We start from the raw sequence: 16349 nt of genomic DNA on the forward strand, positions 1-16349 counted from the left end.
CTGGATAATCCAAAGCCTCGCATTGCGGGGCTTTATTTTTATAAGCGAGGAAATAGAACTACTGATATGAGTCAGCACAATCAGAAGGCGTTCATTGACAGTTCATTTAACCGGGAGTAGAAAAATCTGAAGCCAAATTTATAGATAAAATGGAGATCAAGGTGGCAACCGGGAAAGACACATTCAGGCCACTCACCGCTGGCGAAATCAGAATGGCCCGTATTCTTTTCAAAGATACGATCAATTATGGATCAGTAAGAATTTATAAGGGCAGCTATTTCCCTTTTAATCTTCAAGACCAGGATACTGCGGTCACGCCGAATGGAAACATGTACTGGCCAGAGCCCATTTTTAAAGAAGATTTTTCAGCGGAAAGCTCGTCAGATAAAAACTGGTTCATACATGAATTTGCCCACATTTGGCAACATCAGATGGGAATGGGTGTCAGAATTAGAGGGCTGATTAGTAAGTACGTAAGGTATACATATTCCCTGCCTAAAGAAAAAACACTGGCTGACTATCCCATGGAGCAACAAGCTAACATTATTGCTGATTACTTTACCCTGATTACCGCGGGTTATAATGTCTGGAAAGGCGTTACTGATTTTCAAGGGATTCATGGACCGGACTTGCTCGCGAAGTACCAAAATACGCTACAGTATTTTCTGGCTTCGCCTACGGATAAAAGGAGTTTATGGCAATGAAATGGTATATACCGATTATCTTAACGCCTCTTTTTACCGGCTGCGTGGGTGAAAACACGCCATTTCGCATTGCTGATGTTACGAAAAAAGATGATAAAATTTGTGTCTCAGTAAAAGGCGACCCGACTATTGAGCAGGGTCAGGCGAAATTGCTTCGACTGACGCTTTCGACACGCGATACTAACAGGCAAATGCAGGAAATTTGGCAAGCGGATCATTTTGATAATCCGACCTATATCGTTAACCCCGGCCAATGCCTTCCAGTCAATTACTATTTTGAGCAAGACAAAGAATATAACATCACGATCATAACGGCATACTCTGCCGCGAATGTGGATTCAAAACGCATCTGGCTAAAGAATTTCACACTGAATAATCTGACATCCAAATAATTTATTTATGTGACTAAATTAATATAAATAATATAAGATCCACCTTTTTTACTGAGCATGTAACAAAAAAAGCGCCTTACGGCGCTTTTTTTCTGAGCGTCAGACCGACATCCCCGCCGGGATGTACCGACAGTAACGTCTCTTTTGAATAACCACTTTCGCTCATCAGGCAGGCGCAGGCGGCATCGAAAATCGCCAGCGTCAGCACGATGGAAGTGGTCGCCAGCATATTAAGCGGATCAATTTCGCGCTGCACGCCGGTGGAAATCACCAGCCGCGCGGCCTGGGCGATAGCGGAATCCGGGTTTTCCGTCACGCTAATCAGCGGCACGCCCTTTTGCGCAAGCCCTGGCAACAGCCGCGTTAATTCGTCGGAATTCCCGCCGCGCGACAGCATAATCACCAGATCATGGCGATCGAGAAACCCCAAATCACCGTGCGCGGCATCCGTGGCATTCAGATAGATAGCCGGGCGTTCGACGCACGCCAGCATATGGGCAATCTTGCGTGCCGCAATGCCGGATGTTCCTACGCCGGTGACCGCGATTTTGCCACGACAGCCACGCAGCTCTGCCATTAACCTATCCCACAGCGCATCGTTAAGATGGTGACTTAACGCCGCCATCTCTTCGCTATAGATTTGCCAGGCGCCGCAGGCCTGACGCCAGCTATCGCTCATGCCTCCTCCTGCATCAGTTGGCGATATTTCATGTGATCCTGGTACATCTCATGGAAGACGGTGTATTTGCGATCGTAATACTGCTTGATGCGGTTAGTCTGCGGCGTCACCGTCTTGCCAATGCGGCTCATCGCCGACATCGCTTCCGGGAAAGTGTCAAACACGCCCGCCGCCACGGTGCCCATCATTGCCCCGCCGAGCAGCATCGCTTCGCTCTCTTCCGGCAGCAACATCGCGCAACCGGTGGCATTTGCATGCTCCTGAACAAAGATCGGGTTTTTGGTGCCACCGCCGCTCGCCATTACCGTGTCGATGCTGTAGCCGCTCTGATTCATGGTTTCAATAATATGCCGCGTCCCGAGGGCAATCGCCTGGATGGTCGCCAGATAATGCAACGCCATATCCTCCGGTGTACGCGACAGTTTCAACCCGCTGATCACCCCGGTTAATGTCGGGTTCGCACGCGGCGAACGGTTACCGTGGAAGTACGGCAGAATGTGAATATCACGCGTTAAAAACGCGATGTTTTCCGGCTCGCCCGCCATCTTGCGCAGCAGCGCATTCAGCACTTCATAGATGGTTTGCCCTTGCGCTTTTGCCTGGGCGAGCAGCGTTTCGTAGCACGGATGGGACTGGATAATATGGTCAATTAATGCCCCGGTCGCCGACTGCCCGCCCTCATTCAGCCAGTAACCCGGCAGCACTGCCGAGAAGTAAGGCCCCCACACGCCGCCGATAAAGCGTGCCTGCGGTGAGATCGCCATATGGCCGGTAGAGGTACCGCCAATCAGCGCGATACGCCGATCGAAATCCGCCATTTCCCCCGAAGGCCCACTGGCGCCGAGCGTTCCCAGCGTGCCTGCGTGGGCATCGATAATCGACACGCTGACCGCCGTGCCGGGCATCAACCCCATTTCGGTTGCTGCGCGCTGCGTCAGTCCGCGCCCCAGCGGCTCACCCATGGTTTTCACGTAGCGGCCAATTTTCTCTGCATCATGCTCCAGCAAATCCTCAAGGCCAATCTGGCGGAAATAACTGGTGTCCCACTTATCCTCATGGCCCATATATGTCCACTTGCACACCGTGGAGCAAAGTGAACGGGTATCATCGCCGGTCGCCCGCCAGGTGAGAAAATCCGGCAGGTCGAAGTAATACCCGGCATTGGCCCAGGTGTTCGGCATGTGCTGTTTTAGCCACAGCAGTTTCGGCGTTTGCATCTCCGGCGAGATGATCCCGCCCACGTAATCCAGCACCCGGTGGTGCGTGGCGTTGATACGGTTCGCCTGTGAGATAGCACGGTGATCCATCCACACGATAATGTTCTGCTCACTGCGCCCGGAAGGACTAATGGTCAGCGGGTTGCCCTCTTTGTCGAGCACCACCAGCGAACAGGTCGCGTCAAAACCGAGGCCTTTAACCTGAATCGGGTTAATGTCCGCCTGGTTCACCGCATCGCGTACCGCGTTGCACACCGCCTGCCAGATATTGTCGGAAGATTGCTCCACAAAGTCGGCCTGCGGGCGGTAAATTTCAATCGCCCTGCTCGCCTGGCTGACCATTCTGCCGGTCAAATCAAAGACGCCTGCACGTGCGCTGCCGGTGCCAACATCCACACCAATAAAGTAGCTCGCCATTCTTTTTCTCCCGCTCTCAGGCTTTTCGATTTTGTAATGCGATAAAGAGGATCAGCACCGCGCCCCAGAGCGCCATCGTCAGATAACTGCTGATACCCAACAAATTAAAGCCACTCTCCAGCATCTGCAGTACCACCAGCGCCAGCACCAGCCCCAGCACACGGCCAAAACCGCCGTCCGGGTTAATGCCGCCCAGCACCGACGCCAGAATGGTCACCAGAAGATAAGACTCACCGTAGCCCGCTTTCGCCGAATTGAACTTCGCCATCATCAAAATGGCGGCCGCCCAGCCCAACAGCGCGGAGATGATATAGACCGAAATCTGTACGCGAACGGTATTCACACCGCTGTAGCGGGTGGCCTGCTCGTTTGAACCAACCAGATAAAGGCTGCGCCCGAGCGTCGTGTGTTCGAGTAACACCCACAGCAGCAACGCAACAAAAATAAACAGCAACAACGCAACCGGGATGCCAAGCAGTGTGGCGTTGCCAAGGAACTGGATAGCCGCCGGAAAACCGGAGATGACCGTGCCATTTGAGAACAGAATATTCAGCCCGGAAATCAGCGTCATGGTGCCAAGGGTTGCCAGAATTGGCGAAACGCCAATCCACGCCACCAGCGCACCGTTCAGCGCGCCAATCGCCACTGCCACCAGCAGACCGGCGAGTAACGCCAGCGCCAGGAACAGCGGGTTATCCGGGTGGCTGACAATCACCGCCGCCATCACCAGCGAACAGGCGTTCGCACTGGCAATGATCGACAGATTAATACCGCCGGTCAGCATGGTGATGCCCATGCCCAGCGCCAGCATGCCCAGAATCGGCAACTGCGAGCCAATCGACTGGAAGTTAGCGATGCTGAAAAAACGGCTGCCGAGCAGCGCAGAGAAAACCAGCGCCACGACGATGATAATCACGCATTGCAAGCGGATGATGGCATCACCGGGCAGAATTCGGACGATGGATTTCATCTTATAACTCCCTCGCAAGTTTGCGTTTTTCGTTCCACGCGGTGGCGCTAATACTCACCAGAATAATCGCGCCGCTAAACACCGTGTGCCAGTAAGAGGAGACGCCCAGCAGCGTTAAGCCGTTCTGCAGAAAGGCCAGCAGCACAACGCCCAGTAGCGTACCGGTCAGCGTACCGCGCCCACCGGACATGCTGGTACCGCCAAGCACCACCGCCGCCAGTACCGTCAGCTCAAACCCCAGCAGCGAGTTGGGCGCAACAGACTGGGTAATTTGCGCCTGCACTACGGCCGCGACGCCTGCGAGAATGCCCATAAAACCGTAGACGTAGAAGTGCAGCTTCAGCAGATTCAACCCAAGGCGTGACGCGGCATCACGGTTGCCGCCCATGGCATAAATCTGGCGGCCCAGCCGGGTGTAGTTCATTAACACGGCAGTCAGGATGATGGTCGCGCCCAGACACAGCAGCGGCAGCGTCAGTCCATAGTCGTAACCATCGGCGGCGGTGAACGAGAACCAGTTGATGCCGTTCATAAACCAGTCCGGGAAACCGTACAGCCACGTTCCTTTGGTGGCATACACCAGCAGGCCGTAGTAAACATTCAGCGTGGCAATGGTAATGATGATGGCAGGCACGCGCAGCCAGTAGACCAGGAAGCCGTTGACCAGGCCCAGCAGCAGCCCGACCGCCATCGACAGCCCTAACGCCAGCGCGAAATTACCACCGTGGGCAATCACCCAACTGGCCATGGCGTATTGGGCAATGGCGGTCATCGCCGGAAACGAAATGTCGATGCCGCCGGAAATCAGCACCACAAAAAGCCCGCAGGCCAGAATCCCGAGGATGGCGTAGCTGGTGGCGACATCTGTCAGGTTGCCGAGGGAGAGAAACTCATCGGTCCGCACGCTGAGAAATATCGCCAGCGCGATCACCAACAGCCCCAGCCAGAATTCATGTTGCCCGACAAGGCGGGAAAAGGACGTGTTACGCATTGACCACCCCGGCAATTTCCTGCTCTGTGCAATGGTGCGGATTAAATTCGGCCACCAGTTCTCCCTGACGCATCACCAGCACGCGATGGCTGTTGTAGTAAGCCTCCGGGATTTCGTCACAAATCATCAGCACCGCCATCCCCTGCTCCGCCAGCTGACGGGCAATCTGGTAAATGCCCTCTTTGTTGGCGATGTCTACGCCAACCGTGGGCGAATCCAGGATCAGAATGCGCGGCTGCGTGGCAACCCATTTAGCGATGGCGATACGCTGCGCGTTGCCGCCGGAGAGCGTTTTCACCGGCAACTGTGCATCGGAGACTTTGATATTCAGCTCGCGGATCAGATCGGCCACCAGTTGCCCGGCTTTCGCGTGATCAAGCAACCCGCTGCGCGTGTGCAGCTTGTCGAACACCGTGACGATGGTGTTGTCATAAATCGACTGTTCCATGATCAGCCCCTGCGTCAGCCGGTCTTCTGACACATAACCAATGCCGTGACGAATCGCGTCATGGTTGTTACGCAGTTTCACCGGCGTGCCATTGATGCGGATCTCGCCATCTTCCGGTTTGGTCATACCAAACAGACTCATGCACAGTTCGGTACGCCCTGCGCCTAAAAGGCCAACAATCGACACGATTTCGCCGCTGCGCAGCGCCAGATTGATATCACGATATTTACCTTTGCGGCTGAGATGGCGCAGCTCCAGCATTGGCAATTGATCCACCGGTGGTTTTTCCGGCAGCGGGCTGTAGTGAAAACGCTGGCCGGTCATCAGATACGCCAGCTCGTGGCTATCCAGTTCGCTTGCCGGCCAGGTACCAATCAATTTGCCGTCGCGCATCACGCTGATACGATCGGCCACTTCCATCACTTCATCCAGACGGTGGCTGACAAACACCACGCAAATACCGGCGGCTTTCAGTTCATTGACCACGCGCAGCAAGCCATTCACTTCCTGGCGGGTAAGCGACGCGGTGGGTTCATCCATAATTACCAGCCGGGCATCGGCGGCAATCGCGCGGCAAATCGCCACCAACTGGCGGTCAGCAATAGAGAGTTTTTCTACTTTTTTATCCGGATCGAGGCGCACGCCAATGCGCGCCATCGCCGCCAGCGCCTGGGTTCGCATCGCGCGACGACGCACCCAGATATCGCCTCCGGGGAGGTAGCGGTGAATGGCGATATTTTCCGCCACGCTAAAATTAGGAAACAGCGACAGATCCTGGTAGATAACCTGAATCCCGTAGTGCGCTGAAAGCTGCGGCGTGAGCTGATGAAAAAGCTTGCCGTCGAGCGCGATGTTAGCGCCCTTTTCCGGGTGATAAACACCGGAGATAACTTTGATGATAGTGCTCTTTCCGCAGCCGTTTTGCCCCGCCAGACAGTGAACTTCGCCTTTCTCCAGCGTTAAATTCACATTATCCAGCGCCAGCACGCCCGGGAATCGCTTGCTGATATTCTCAAGAGTGATAAATGCGGTGGTGTCGGTCATCGACAATACCTCTGCCAGCGCCCGGGATGGGCGCGAGGTTAAAATCTGCGGCGGAAGAGGCCGGCCTGACGGCCGGCATTCCGGTTCCCTGGTGTGGCCTGAAAGGCTCAGAAACCGAGTGATTGTGCGTTATCTTTGGTCACTTCGAGGATCTTATTAAAACGGATCACTTTCTTATTCATATCAACATCGGCTTTGCCCAACCCATCGATAGTCAGATCGGGCGTCACTTCTTTTCCTTGCAGCAACTGATCGGCGACGGTCACCAGCGCGAAACCGGCGTCACGCGGATCCCACAGCAGCGCTTTTTTGATGTCGCCACGCATCAGATACGGCGCGGCCTGGCCCGGCATCGCGATGCCCACTACTGCCAGTTTGTCTTTTGCACGTTTCTTCTGTACGGCTTGCCCGGCGCCAATCGGCCCCAGCGAACCAAAGCCAATCACCCCTTTCATTTGCGGGTAGGTTTTCATTAAATCGAGGGTGGTGGCATAGGATTTGTCGATGCTCTCGGCAACCGGCAAACGCGAGGTCACTTCGAACATATCCGGGTATTTCTCTTTTTGATATTTGATCGCGTAGTCAGCCCAGGCATTGTGCAGCGGCACCGTCAGCGAGCCGACATAAATGGCGTAACCGCCTTTACCGCCCATATCTTTTGCCAGTTCATCGACGTTGGCCTGCGCATATTTTTCGCTGTCGATGGTTTCGATATCCCACTGACCAATTTGCTGATCCGGCGATTCATGCGTCAGTACCACAATGCCTTTGTCACGGGCTTTTTTCAGCACCGGCTCCAGCACCTTCGCATCGTTCGGCACCACGATGATGGCGTTGACGTTTTTGGCGATCAGATCTTCAATCACTTTCACTTGCTGCGCCGGATCCGGCGTTGATGGCCCGGTCTGGTACGCATTGACGTCCAGTTTTTTCGCCGCTTCGTTGACCCCGGTTTCCATGCGGTTAAACCATGGAATACCGGTAACTTTGGCAACCACCGCGATCTCATATTTTTGTGCCGCAAACGCCTGGCCGGAAACCATGCTGGCAGAAATGAGGGCTGCGCTGAGTAATGCGAGTTTGAATTTCATAGTTGTACCTTTCTTGAGGACAGAGGAAAGTCGCGGAAGGGAGGTTAGCAACGAAGGGAAGAGGCAAAACACTGCTAATTTTAAAAATGTGATATACGCCCAAATAAGTTAAATTTACGATCCACTATTGTTAATTCTAAGTTAAATACGCACGAAGATTCTCCAATAACAGCGCAAACAGTGTTAAATTCAACCTATAAATAAACATAGCATTAACAATACATTTTCATTTCCAGCTTTGTGGCCGATGTTTTTACATGGCAAAACCGCATCTCAGCCGCCAGAAATTTTTAAAATTGAGAACTGAAACGAGCAAGGCAACAACGCCAATAGCAACATTTTCAGCGTAAAACGATACTCACCTGCCAGCAGTGGCGATAACCTTGTATTCCCTGCGGCTTAATGAATAACGGAGTGTCACGATGCGCTATGCGGCTGAACTGGAAGCACTGCTTCGTACCGATTCACAGCGAATGGCGGTACTGGCAATGGTGCAGGCAACGCACGAAGGGTGCTGGACTGGTGCCGGATTTATACGCGATGCAGTTTGGGATCAATTGCACGGTTTTACGCCGCGACCGCATACCGCAGATGTGGATGTTATCTGGCATGAGCCTGCGAACACGCGCGCTGAACGCGATGCCGGGCTGGAGGCACAGTTGCGTCTGCGCTCGGGTGATGTTGCCTGGTCGGTCAAAAATCAGGCGCGTATGCACACGCGTAATGGCGATGCGCCGTACGCCTCGCTTGACGAAGCCCTGTGGCACTGGCCGGAAACGGCGACAGCCGTCGCGGTACGTTTAGACAAAGAGGAGCGCCTCGCGATTATCGCCCCTTTTGGGCTGGCGGATTTATTCTGCTTGCGTCTGCAACCGACACCCCGTTTTCAGCACGAGAAGCGGCACCTTTTCGACCAGCGTGTTGATCAAAAACGCTGGCTGACACGCTATCCAAAACTCCAGCTGTGCGGGTGACTTTCGCGAAGGGCTATGTTAATAAAAGCGCTGGTTCAACGCCTTGCGAAATAAGGGGAAGTGATGAAAACGCGTATGCTGGCGCTGGCGGCGCTGTTACTCAGCAGCCCGGTTCTGGCCGATGAGTGCGATAACGCCTCCACACAATCTCAGCTCAACAGCTGTACCGCTGGTCAATACCAGGCCGCGGATAAGAAACTTAATCAAACCTTCCAGGCCGCGCTTAAACGCGCGACGCCGCCGCAAGCGGCGATGCTGAAAAAAGCGCAGCAGAGCTGGATAACCCTGCGCGACAGCGACTGCGCGTTTGTCAGTTCTGGCGTGGAAGGTGGCAGCGCCCAGCCGATGGTGCAAAACCAGTGCCTGACAGATAAAACCAACGAACGTGAAGCCTGGCTGGCATCGCTGCTGCAATGTGGCGAAGGTGATCTGAGCTGCCCATTACCGCCGGGCCATTAACGCACGCGGATGCCTTCGATGATCATGTGCTGAACGTTTTCCACCGCGCGCTGAAAGAAAGCCTCATCCTGCAGGGTCGAGCCGGTGACCGCTTCCACCTGGGTTGCGAAATCGGCGTAATGCTGCGTTGAGGCCCAAATCATAAAGATAAGATGATGCGGGTCGACAGCGGCGAGTTTGCCGCTGGCTACCCAGCCCGCAATAATCGCCGATTTATCGTCAATTAAGGTTTTCAAACTGCCGGTCAGTTCCGCTTTCAGCAGCGGCGCGCCCTGGAGCATCTCCTGGCAAAACAGTTTTGATGCCTGGGGATGGTCGCGCGAAACTTCCATCTTTAAACGGATGTATTCGCGAATGGCCGCCAGCGGTGCGAAATCCTCGCGAAACGCTTTCAGCGGCGCTAACCAGATATCGAGGATCTGGCGCAACACGGCGATATAAAGCGCCTCTTTCGACGGGTAGTAATAAAGCAAATTGGTCTTCGATACGCCCGCCAGCTCCGCTACCTGTTCGAGGCGCGCGCCATGAAAACCAAGCCGGGAAAAGAGCTCCAGTGCTGCGGTTAAAATCGCCTGCCGCTTTTCACTCACCGCGCGCTTGCGTTTGCCCGCGCCACTCGCTGCATCCTGTGCCATCACTCACTCCTTCTCCTTCACTATCACGACTCCTGCTCTGCCTCAGTTGCGGCGGCGGAAGTAGATGTTTTTTTCTTTTTCAGCTTCAGCTCACTCACCAGCACGCCAAGCACAATCAACGCGCCGCCCAAAAGTGCTAACAGCGGTAAGCGCTCGCCAGCAATGCGACCAAAAATTCCGGCCCACACTGGCTCGCCAGTATAAATAACCGTGGCGCGGGTTGGTGACACGCTGCGCTGCGCCCAGTTCATTACCACCTGGATAATGGCGCTAAAAATACCCAATCCCAGCGCGACCAGTAACAAACTTGTTGTCAGTGGCGGTATGGTTTCTCCGGCAGGCACCATGGCGGTAAAAGACACCAGCGATGCGGTGAGCAACTGCACTACCGTCACCCGGCGAACATCGACTTTTCCGGCCCAGGCACTGATCAGAATAATTTCGGCGGCAATCGCCAGCGCGCTGGCAAGAGTAATTATTTCCCCCTCACCGAGCGCCAGCATGTTCCCCTCCGGCCCGGCGAGCAACAGCAAGCCGGTAAACGCCAGCGCAATGCCAACACAGGACATGAATCCCGGCAACCGCCCCAGGCACAGCCACTGTAATAGCGGCACCAGAGGCACATACATGGCGGTAATAAAGGCGGATTTGCTGCTGGAAATAGACTGAAGCCCCCAGGTTTGCAGACTGTAACCCAGCGCGATAGCAACGCCGATGACGACTCCCGCCTTCACTTCAAGCCAGGTTAAACCACGCAGAATATTCACAGAGAGCATACCCACCGCCAGCGCGGCAGTGGCAAAGCGCAGGCCAACGAAGAAAAACGGCCCGCTCATCGTTACGGCGTATTGCACGGCGAGAAACGTACCACCCCAGAACATGGTGATAAGGATCAGCAGCGCTTCCTGAGGTTTTACGGAGAAGGCGTAACGGGAGAGAGACATATCACAACCGGCAACAGGGGAAAAACGCTAGTGTGCGTTGGCTTCGCAGACGGTGCAAGAATAAAAAAACCGCCGGGTCTCCCCGGCGGCGGGCGTGGTTGACAACCGGTCAGAGCTGCCAGCCGCCATTGTTAGCTGCTGTTGCGGCTACCATGGCTATTTTTGCCCCCTTTTTTACCGGCTTCTGAGGCGCGCTGGGGATCGTTTTTGAAATTCCCCCCGCTCTGCTGGCCACCTTTACGGCCTGCTGCTGATGCTCTTTCACGGTCTTCAGCAAAGTTACCTGATCCACCACGATGGTTTGCCATGCTTACCTCCAGATGAGTGAAATATCAGACATCATACTGCGTTCAGTAAAAGAGGATTCTTTCACCGCACGGTGCAAAGGCAGAGCCTTTATCTGCGCCGTGTGGAACTAAGCCTAGTGGAAGGAAAGCATTCAGCCAGTGAATGGTAATATTCTGCAACAGCTTGCGCTGCCAATAGCCCTCCTTCCCTAAGCGAAACCGATAACTTCCTCTTAACTCGCCAAAAATCTGTCGCGTTTATATGTGACAAATTGTAAGTGCCAGAGTTTTATTTTTTAAATTGTTATTTATCAAAGAAATGGCGCTCTCATTTGCACTCTGGCTATCACGTCATACGCTTAAAAAGAACGCAGCGATCTGCTGCCGTAAATCATCAAATAAGGAGTGAGGCAAATGGCCAAAGTATTGGTGCTTTATTATTCAATGTATGGACATATTGAAACGATGGCGCATGCCGTTGCCGAAGGTGCGCAAAAAGTGAATGGCGCGGATGTGGTCATCAAACGCGTACCGGAAACCATGCCGGCAGAATTATTTTTGAAATCAGGCGGTAAGACGCAAAATGCGCCAGTCGCCACGCCGCAAGAGTTGGCTGACTACGACGCCATCATTTTTGGTACTCCGACGCGCTTCGGCAATATGTCCGGACAGATGCGAACGTTCCTTGATCAGACTGGTGGGTTGTGGGCCTCGGGCGCGTTGTACGGCAAGCTGGCGAGCGTCTTCAGCTCCACCGGCACCGGCGGCGGCCAGGAACATACAATCTCCTCAACCTGGACTACCCTTGCACATCATGGGATGGTGATTGTGCCGATTGGCTACGCTGCCCAGGAGTTGTTCGATATTACGCAGGTTCGCGGAGGCACACCTTATGGCGCAACAACCATTGCCGGTGCCGACGGTTCCCGACAGCCCAGTGATGAAGAGCTGGCAATTGCCCGTTATCAGGGCGAATACGTTGCGGGCCTGGCAGTAAAACTCAACGGTTAACCTTCCACAGGAGGAGAGAGATGCCAACTCAAGAAGCAAAAGCCCATCGCGTTGGTGAATGGGCAAGTTTACGTAATACGTCGCCGGAAATTGCCGAGGCGATCTTCGAACTCGCCGATTATGACGAAAAGCTGGCAGAGAAAATCTGGGAGGAAGGCAGCGATGAAGTGTTGCTGCGCGCCTTTGAAAAAACCGATAAAGATTCTCTTTTCTGGGGCGAGCAAACCATAGAACGGCAAAATGTGTAGCATCCGGCTCCCCCACTATTGCGGGGGAGCACTTCGTTTCGCTTATTTCGCCGCGTCGCGCATTACCGCGTTGAACTTATCAATCGGACAGAACCCATCTTTATCTACCGGGCAGCCGTTTAAGGCCAGCGTGACACGCTGTGCCGGGGATTTCAGGGTTAATGCTTCGGCTTTGCGCAGCTGATCGCGGCTCTGATAAACATATTCAATCTTCATCAGATCGCGATTACCCGCCGTGTCATGCCAGCGCTGGAAAACGATCTTCCCACCAATCGGCGTACGTTCGTTCTGGTCATGCAGTTGATAAGGTTTGAAATCGAGCGCCGTGAGCAACGAGGCGATATTGGAGTCATGCCCCACCAGCAGGGTCAGTTTTGGCGCCCGGCCAGCCTCTTCCACCAGCGTTTTGTCGATGTATTTCACCAGCGGTTTTGCCACGTTACGCGCCACTTCCGGCGAGGTGAACAAGGTATCCTGGTAGCTATTTTTCAGTTTCGACAAAATATTCCATTGCTGATCGGTTTTGATTTCGCCCCACGCCACCCGGTCCATAGGGAACCCTTCGTAGTACTGCAAGGTGAACGCATCCACCAGCGAGTTCCCCACTTTCAGTGGCCCGGAAACACCCGGCTCCTGCTGATATTTCGCGCTGAAGGTATCGGTGCTATCTGCCAGTGAGCATTGTTGTTTCTCTTTACAGGCCGGTGACTGCTGATAGCGGGTGATTTTTTCCAGCAGTTTATAGCTCTCTGCCAGCGCATAGTGCTGGCGCTGAGTTTCCATCGCTTTTACCGCCTGCTGGCCAAACGCGGCAGACTCGTCCGTGATCACCGGATTAAAGGTCGGATCCATGGTGCCCATTTTTTCCTGGTGATGTACCGGGACATCACAGCCAGGAAACGCGCCATTGATAAAGAACTGCGCCGTCGCGACAGTGCGTTGCAGACTGTTAGCCCAGGCGTAAACACTTTCTGACGACGGGCACTCTCCCGCCGCAATGAGCTTCTGCTCCGCGAGCCATTCGCGCATATAGTGCCCCATATACACTTCCAGCACGCCGCCTTTGGTGGTCAGCTCCCCGCCGGGCACATCCCACTCGGGCCATTTGTTGGGTGTTGATTGTTCCAGCACGCTGCCATTATTCGCCAGCGGTGCACGTAAGTTATGACGACTCATGATCAACACTTGTTGTAACTGATAACCCTGTGGTGCCGTTTGCGCCATCGCGGCGGGGAGTGCCATGGTGGCGGCAAGTGCGCTAAGCCAAAAAACCGTTTTCATTATGCTTTCCTTATTTTTCTACCCGAAATTAGATTGTGACACATTCATGACATCTCACTCGCATAAGATCTGCGGAGTGTGCACTGGCGCAAAAAGCGGTGTGAAGCCGCGCGATGTGGTTTTATAATTAAACCGCTAACCGGAGAACCGCGATGAAACGTACCCGCTTTGAAGAAACTTTCTGCCCTGTTGCTCGTTCACTGAATATTATTGGCGACTGGTGGTCGTTACTCATTGTGCGTGATGCACTAGCAGGCGTGACGCGGTTTGGCGAATTCCAGAAAAACCTGGGTATTGCCAAAAACATGCTGACTGCACGTCTTAAATTGCTGGTGGATGAAGGGATTTTGCGCACGCAACCAGCCTCTGACGGCAGCGCCTGGCAGGAGTATGTGTTGACGGAAAAAGGCCGTTCCCTGCAAACGGTGCTTGTCGCTCTTTCCCAATGGGGACAGGAGTGGTTGTTCGGGCAGGATGAGCCCGCCAGCGTGCTGGTCGATAGCCAAACGCATCGGCCCTTACAAAAACTGGCTCTGCGCGCCGAGGATGGCCGTGAGTTGCAGCCAGAGGACGTGCGGCTGCGAACTGCCAAACTCTGACAATTCAATCTGTTACCTCAAACAATTATCAAATCGCACTTTTTGCCGCCTTATTTGGTTGCATTATAAAACCAAATATCGGAAGCTCAATTTAGTTTTATGATAAAACCATTTAACAACGAGGTAAGAGAAAATGACAACTGCCCTGATTACCGGCGCCTCTTCAGGGATTGGCGCCATTTATGCCGACCGTTTTGCGGCTCGTGGTTACGACTTGCTGCTGGTTGCGCGTCGCGGCGATCGCTTACAAGCACTTGCCGACGATTTGCAGCATCGCCATGGCGTAAAAATCAGCACACTGGTTGCCGATCTCAGCAAGGCTGAAGGAATCGAGCAGGTTGAAACGGTTTTACGTGACGATACGACGATAAGTCTGCTGGTGAACAATGCCGGTGCAGCCAATCTTGCCCCTATCCTCAGCAGCGGTGCCGATCAACACGAAGCCATCAACACGCTGAATACCACGGCGCTAATGCGTCTGACACTGGCAGCGTTGCCGCGTTTTGTGGAAAACAACCAAGGAACCATTATTAATATTGCTTCAGTCGTTGCTTTTCATGCTCGTGCAGGCAGCGCGGTCTACAGCGCGACGAAAGCCTGGGTACTTAATTTCACCCGTGGTTTGCAGGAGGAGTTTGCCGGAAGTAATCTTCGCATTCAGGCCGTACTGCCAGCCGCGACCGCGACCGAAATTTGGGGGCATTCCGGTATTACACTTGATGCGCTACCCGAAGGCTCGGTAATGACCAGCGAAGATTTGGTCGATGCGGCACTGGCAGGTCTTGACCAGGGAGAACTGGTCACGATTCCGCCAGTCGAGGATTTACAACTGTGGGATAACTGGGAAGCAGCGCGGCTGGCGCTGTTTAGCGCTTCGCGCAATGGTAAACCTGCCTCACGCTACGCGCGCGATTAACATATACCGGTAGTTGGTAAATAAAGTGGAGCCACTGGCTGGCTCCGCTTGATTACTCAGTAAAAACTCGCGCGGGTGGCGATCGTCATATGCGTCTCCGCATCCCCGGAGTTTGCCGGGGTGACATTGAAGTGACAAAGAACCGGAACTAGCCTTTCGTCGTACTGGCATTCACTCATCGCAGTGAAATTAAACCGGGCATCAAGCGCAGATTCATTGACCATCGTATAATCAAGCGGTTTATTGACGCTATCAGGGTAGTGAATGCTGGTTGAGGAGGCGACGAGATCGCCAGAGTAATATTGCACCTTTTTGATATTGCCATCAGTGTCGTAGAAATGATCGGCAATTTTTAGTGTCCGCAGCATTGTCTCGCCCAGCAGGCCTTGCGCATTGGTTTTATAATCAAGATGCCCCTCACTATCATCACGACTCATTAAATTACATTTTTCATCCAGCCCAAAAGCGACAGGTTTGCCATTAAATGTCCCTTTTAACGCTTTTCCTTCATGGGCCAAATTCATATGGCTGTTATCGGACTTACCATCGCGACGTAACGCCTGTACGCAGCCCTCGGCAGATAACGCCACATGGAGAGTATAAACTTCGTTGCCTTTATCATCGGTTCCAGTGGAATCGATGGTTTTGACATGTCCTTTGATCGGGTTGAAATCGAGCAGTGTCGACAGATTTAACAGTACCGGAATATAGGTTTGCTGCGCGCAGGCTACCGTGGTGGTGAACCCAAGCGAGAGGGCCAACAAATAAGAGCAAATTTTCACTTCTGCCATCCTTTGACATGAAAGTGAAAAGAGTAACAAATGCGGATGATTCAGCAAGACCAGAAAGAGGAAAACCTGAAGGCAAAAAAGCCAGAGTGGCTAAAAAGCGGTTAATATGTCCGCGCATGTTGATGATCGTCAAAAACATTCCTGCTCCAGGTACGGCAGCACAGATTAATTACACCTCGTCACCTTTTCGTAAAAAACGAAAAGAAGTGCTAAACGCGTAAAATAATATACCGCCAATTCATCCGGACAAT

At 53.4% G+C, this 16349-nt stretch carries 19 protein-coding genes; 8 read left to right on the plus strand and 11 right to left on the minus strand.

All coding sequences use genetic code 11. From position 1 onward, the window contains the following. The first annotated feature begins 161 nt into the window (after positions 1-161). Entirely contained in the window at positions 162-704 is a 543-nt protein-coding gene (locus tag AAIG26_RS11975; protein ID WP_343179900.1) for a hypothetical protein, read from the plus strand. Then, the gene (locus AAIG26_RS11980) at positions 695-1096 is read left to right on the plus strand and encodes a putative T6SS immunity periplasmic lipoprotein (RefSeq protein ID WP_343179901.1); all 402 of its coding nucleotides are present in this window, start codon (positions 695-697) and stop codon (positions 1094-1096) included. The genes AAIG26_RS11975 and AAIG26_RS11980 overlap by 10 nt, the downstream gene beginning before the upstream one ends. A gap of 76 nt (positions 1097-1172) precedes the next feature. Here the strand turns inward: AAIG26_RS11980 and AAIG26_RS11985 are convergent, their stop codons facing one another. The 6 genes from AAIG26_RS11985 to AAIG26_RS12010 all read right to left on the minus strand — a co-directional run bounded on the left by AAIG26_RS11985 (position 1173) and on the right by AAIG26_RS12010 (position 7953). Beyond that, the gene (locus AAIG26_RS11985) at positions 1173-1775 is read right to left on the minus strand and encodes an SIS domain-containing protein (RefSeq protein WP_045506850.1); all 603 of its coding nucleotides are present in this window, start codon (positions 1773-1775) and stop codon (positions 1173-1175) included. Further along, positions 1772-3409, minus strand: coding sequence for an FGGY-family carbohydrate kinase (locus AAIG26_RS11990; RefSeq protein ID WP_343179903.1), 1638 nt, complete (start codon positions 3407-3409; stop codon positions 1772-1774). The genes AAIG26_RS11985 and AAIG26_RS11990 overlap by 4 nt, the downstream gene beginning before the upstream one ends. 16 nt (positions 3410-3425) lie before the next feature. Beyond that, on the minus strand, positions 3426-4379 hold the full coding sequence (locus AAIG26_RS11995; protein WP_020457315.1) for an ABC transporter permease: 954 nt from the start codon (positions 4377-4379) through the stop codon (positions 3426-3428). A 1-nt stretch (position 4380) separates the two neighbouring features. Continuing rightward, on the minus strand, positions 4381-5370 hold the full coding sequence (locus AAIG26_RS12000; RefSeq protein WP_097407818.1) for an ABC transporter permease: 990 nt from the start codon (positions 5368-5370) through the stop codon (positions 4381-4383). Further along, complete coding sequence (locus AAIG26_RS12005) at positions 5363-6862, minus strand: sugar ABC transporter ATP-binding protein (protein WP_045506843.1); 1500 nt, start codon at positions 6860-6862, stop codon at positions 5363-5365. The genes AAIG26_RS12000 and AAIG26_RS12005 overlap by 8 nt, the downstream gene beginning before the upstream one ends. 107 nt (positions 6863-6969) lie before the next feature. Beyond that, complete coding sequence (locus AAIG26_RS12010; RefSeq protein ID WP_017456273.1) at positions 6970-7953, minus strand: autoinducer 2 ABC transporter substrate-binding protein; 984 nt, start codon at positions 7951-7953, stop codon at positions 6970-6972. A 422-nt stretch (positions 7954-8375) separates the two neighbouring features. Between AAIG26_RS12010 and AAIG26_RS12015 the strand changes: the two genes are divergently transcribed. Both AAIG26_RS12015 and AAIG26_RS12020 read left to right on the plus strand, forming a co-directional pair. Beyond that, on the plus strand, positions 8376-8927 hold the full coding sequence (locus AAIG26_RS12015) for a nucleotidyltransferase family protein (RefSeq protein WP_343179904.1): 552 nt from the start codon (positions 8376-8378) through the stop codon (positions 8925-8927). A gap of 63 nt (positions 8928-8990) precedes the next feature. Then, positions 8991-9386, plus strand: coding sequence for a lysozyme inhibitor LprI family protein (locus AAIG26_RS12020; RefSeq protein ID WP_045506835.1), 396 nt, complete (start codon positions 8991-8993; stop codon positions 9384-9386). On the opposite strand, the gene rutR is transcribed toward AAIG26_RS12020, so the two are convergent. The 3 genes from rutR to AAIG26_RS12035 form a co-directional block, all read right to left on the minus strand. Further along, complete coding sequence (rutR, locus tag AAIG26_RS12025) at positions 9383-10021, minus strand: HTH-type transcriptional regulator RutR (protein ID WP_020457310.1); 639 nt, start codon at positions 10019-10021, stop codon at positions 9383-9385. The genes AAIG26_RS12020 and rutR overlap by 4 nt on opposite strands. Before the next feature lie 23 nt (positions 10022-10044). Beyond that, a complete protein-coding gene (locus tag AAIG26_RS12030; protein ID WP_343179906.1) occupies positions 10045-10965 on the minus strand; it encodes a DMT family transporter in 921 nt (306 codons plus the stop codon). A gap of 131 nt (positions 10966-11096) precedes the next feature. Then, entirely contained in the window at positions 11097-11273 is a 177-nt protein-coding gene (locus AAIG26_RS12035) for a general stress protein (RefSeq protein ID WP_020457308.1), read from the minus strand. A 393-nt stretch (positions 11274-11666) separates the two neighbouring features. On the opposite strand from AAIG26_RS12035, the gene wrbA reads away from it, so the two are divergent. Together wrbA and AAIG26_RS12045 are read left to right on the plus strand one after the other, a co-directional pair. After that, positions 11667-12263, plus strand: coding sequence for an NAD(P)H:quinone oxidoreductase (wrbA, locus tag AAIG26_RS12040; protein WP_020457307.1), 597 nt, complete (start codon positions 11667-11669; stop codon positions 12261-12263). 20 nt (positions 12264-12283) lie between these two features. Then, positions 12284-12511 (plus strand): YccJ family protein, encoded by a 228-nt coding sequence (locus AAIG26_RS12045; protein ID WP_017456265.1) that lies wholly within the window; start codon positions 12284-12286, stop codon positions 12509-12511. A 42-nt stretch (positions 12512-12553) separates the two neighbouring features. Here AAIG26_RS12045 and agp read toward each other — a convergent pair whose 3' ends face one another. After that, on the minus strand, positions 12554-13792 hold the full coding sequence (agp, locus tag AAIG26_RS12050; RefSeq protein WP_343179907.1) for a bifunctional glucose-1-phosphatase/inositol phosphatase: 1239 nt from the start codon (positions 13790-13792) through the stop codon (positions 12554-12556). A 152-nt stretch (positions 13793-13944) separates the two neighbouring features. Here agp and AAIG26_RS12055 point away from each other — a divergent pair, with 152 nt between their 5' ends. Then, entirely contained in the window at positions 13945-14391 is a 447-nt protein-coding gene (locus AAIG26_RS12055) for a helix-turn-helix domain-containing protein (protein WP_020457305.1), read from the plus strand. A 133-nt stretch (positions 14392-14524) separates the two neighbouring features. Beyond that, positions 14525-15307 (plus strand): SDR family oxidoreductase, encoded by a 783-nt coding sequence (locus AAIG26_RS12060; RefSeq protein WP_160270813.1) that lies wholly within the window; start codon positions 14525-14527, stop codon positions 15305-15307. A gap of 56 nt (positions 15308-15363) precedes the next feature. On the opposite strand, the gene AAIG26_RS12065 is transcribed toward AAIG26_RS12060, so the two are convergent. Next, entirely contained in the window at positions 15364-16098 is a 735-nt protein-coding gene (locus AAIG26_RS12065; RefSeq protein WP_343179908.1) for a YnfC family lipoprotein, read from the minus strand. Positions 16099-16349: the final 251 nt, after the last annotated feature.

This window comes from Kosakonia sp. PSU_27 (genome assembly GCF_039409795.1).
In the GTDB taxonomy this organism is placed as follows: domain Bacteria; phylum Pseudomonadota; class Gammaproteobacteria; order Enterobacterales; family Enterobacteriaceae; genus Kosakonia.

What these genes read in the sequence shown, in the direction of transcription:
- AAIG26_RS12035 (WP_020457308.1), bottom strand. Translation starts at nt 11,273, where the DNA reads ATGGCAAACCATCGTGGTGGATCAGGTAACTTTGCTGAAGACCGTGAA.
- agp (WP_343179907.1), bottom strand. Translation starts at nt 13,792, where the DNA reads ATGAAAACGGTTTTTTGGCTTAGCGCACTTGCCGCCACCATGGCACTC.
- rutR (WP_020457310.1), bottom strand. Translation starts at nt 10,021, where the DNA reads ATGGCACAGGATGCAGCGAGTGGCGCGGGCAAACGCAAGCGCGCGGTG.
- AAIG26_RS12065 (WP_343179908.1), bottom strand. Translation starts at nt 16,098, where the DNA reads ATGGCAGAAGTGAAAATTTGCTCTTATTTGTTGGCCCTCTCGCTTGGG.
- AAIG26_RS12020 (WP_045506835.1), top strand. Translation starts at nt 8,991, where the DNA reads ATGAAAACGCGTATGCTGGCGCTGGCGGCGCTGTTACTCAGCAGCCCG.
- wrbA (WP_020457307.1), top strand. Translation starts at nt 11,667, where the DNA reads ATGGCCAAAGTATTGGTGCTTTATTATTCAATGTATGGACATATTGAA.
- AAIG26_RS12000 (WP_097407818.1), bottom strand. Translation starts at nt 5,370, where the DNA reads ATGCGTAACACGTCCTTTTCCCGCCTTGTCGGGCAACATGAATTCTGG.
- AAIG26_RS12005 (WP_045506843.1), bottom strand. Translation starts at nt 6,862, where the DNA reads ATGACCGACACCACCGCATTTATCACTCTTGAGAATATCAGCAAGCGA.
- AAIG26_RS12060 (WP_160270813.1), top strand. Translation starts at nt 14,525, where the DNA reads ATGACAACTGCCCTGATTACCGGCGCCTCTTCAGGGATTGGCGCCATT.
- AAIG26_RS12030 (WP_343179906.1), bottom strand. Translation starts at nt 10,965, where the DNA reads ATGTCTCTCTCCCGTTACGCCTTCTCCGTAAAACCTCAGGAAGCGCTG.
- AAIG26_RS11990 (WP_343179903.1), bottom strand. Translation starts at nt 3,409, where the DNA reads ATGGCGAGCTACTTTATTGGTGTGGATGTTGGCACCGGCAGCGCACGT.
- AAIG26_RS11980 (WP_343179901.1), top strand. Translation starts at nt 695, where the DNA reads ATGGCAATGAAATGGTATATACCGATTATCTTAACGCCTCTTTTTACC.
- AAIG26_RS12045 (WP_017456265.1), top strand. Translation starts at nt 12,284, where the DNA reads ATGCCAACTCAAGAAGCAAAAGCCCATCGCGTTGGTGAATGGGCAAGT.
- AAIG26_RS12055 (WP_020457305.1), top strand. Translation starts at nt 13,945, where the DNA reads ATGAAACGTACCCGCTTTGAAGAAACTTTCTGCCCTGTTGCTCGTTCA.
- AAIG26_RS12015 (WP_343179904.1), top strand. Translation starts at nt 8,376, where the DNA reads ATGCGCTATGCGGCTGAACTGGAAGCACTGCTTCGTACCGATTCACAG.
- AAIG26_RS12010 (WP_017456273.1), bottom strand. Translation starts at nt 7,953, where the DNA reads ATGAAATTCAAACTCGCATTACTCAGCGCAGCCCTCATTTCTGCCAGC.
- AAIG26_RS11985 (WP_045506850.1), bottom strand. Translation starts at nt 1,775, where the DNA reads ATGAGCGATAGCTGGCGTCAGGCCTGCGGCGCCTGGCAAATCTATAGC.
- AAIG26_RS11995 (WP_020457315.1), bottom strand. Translation starts at nt 4,379, where the DNA reads ATGAAATCCATCGTCCGAATTCTGCCCGGTGATGCCATCATCCGCTTG.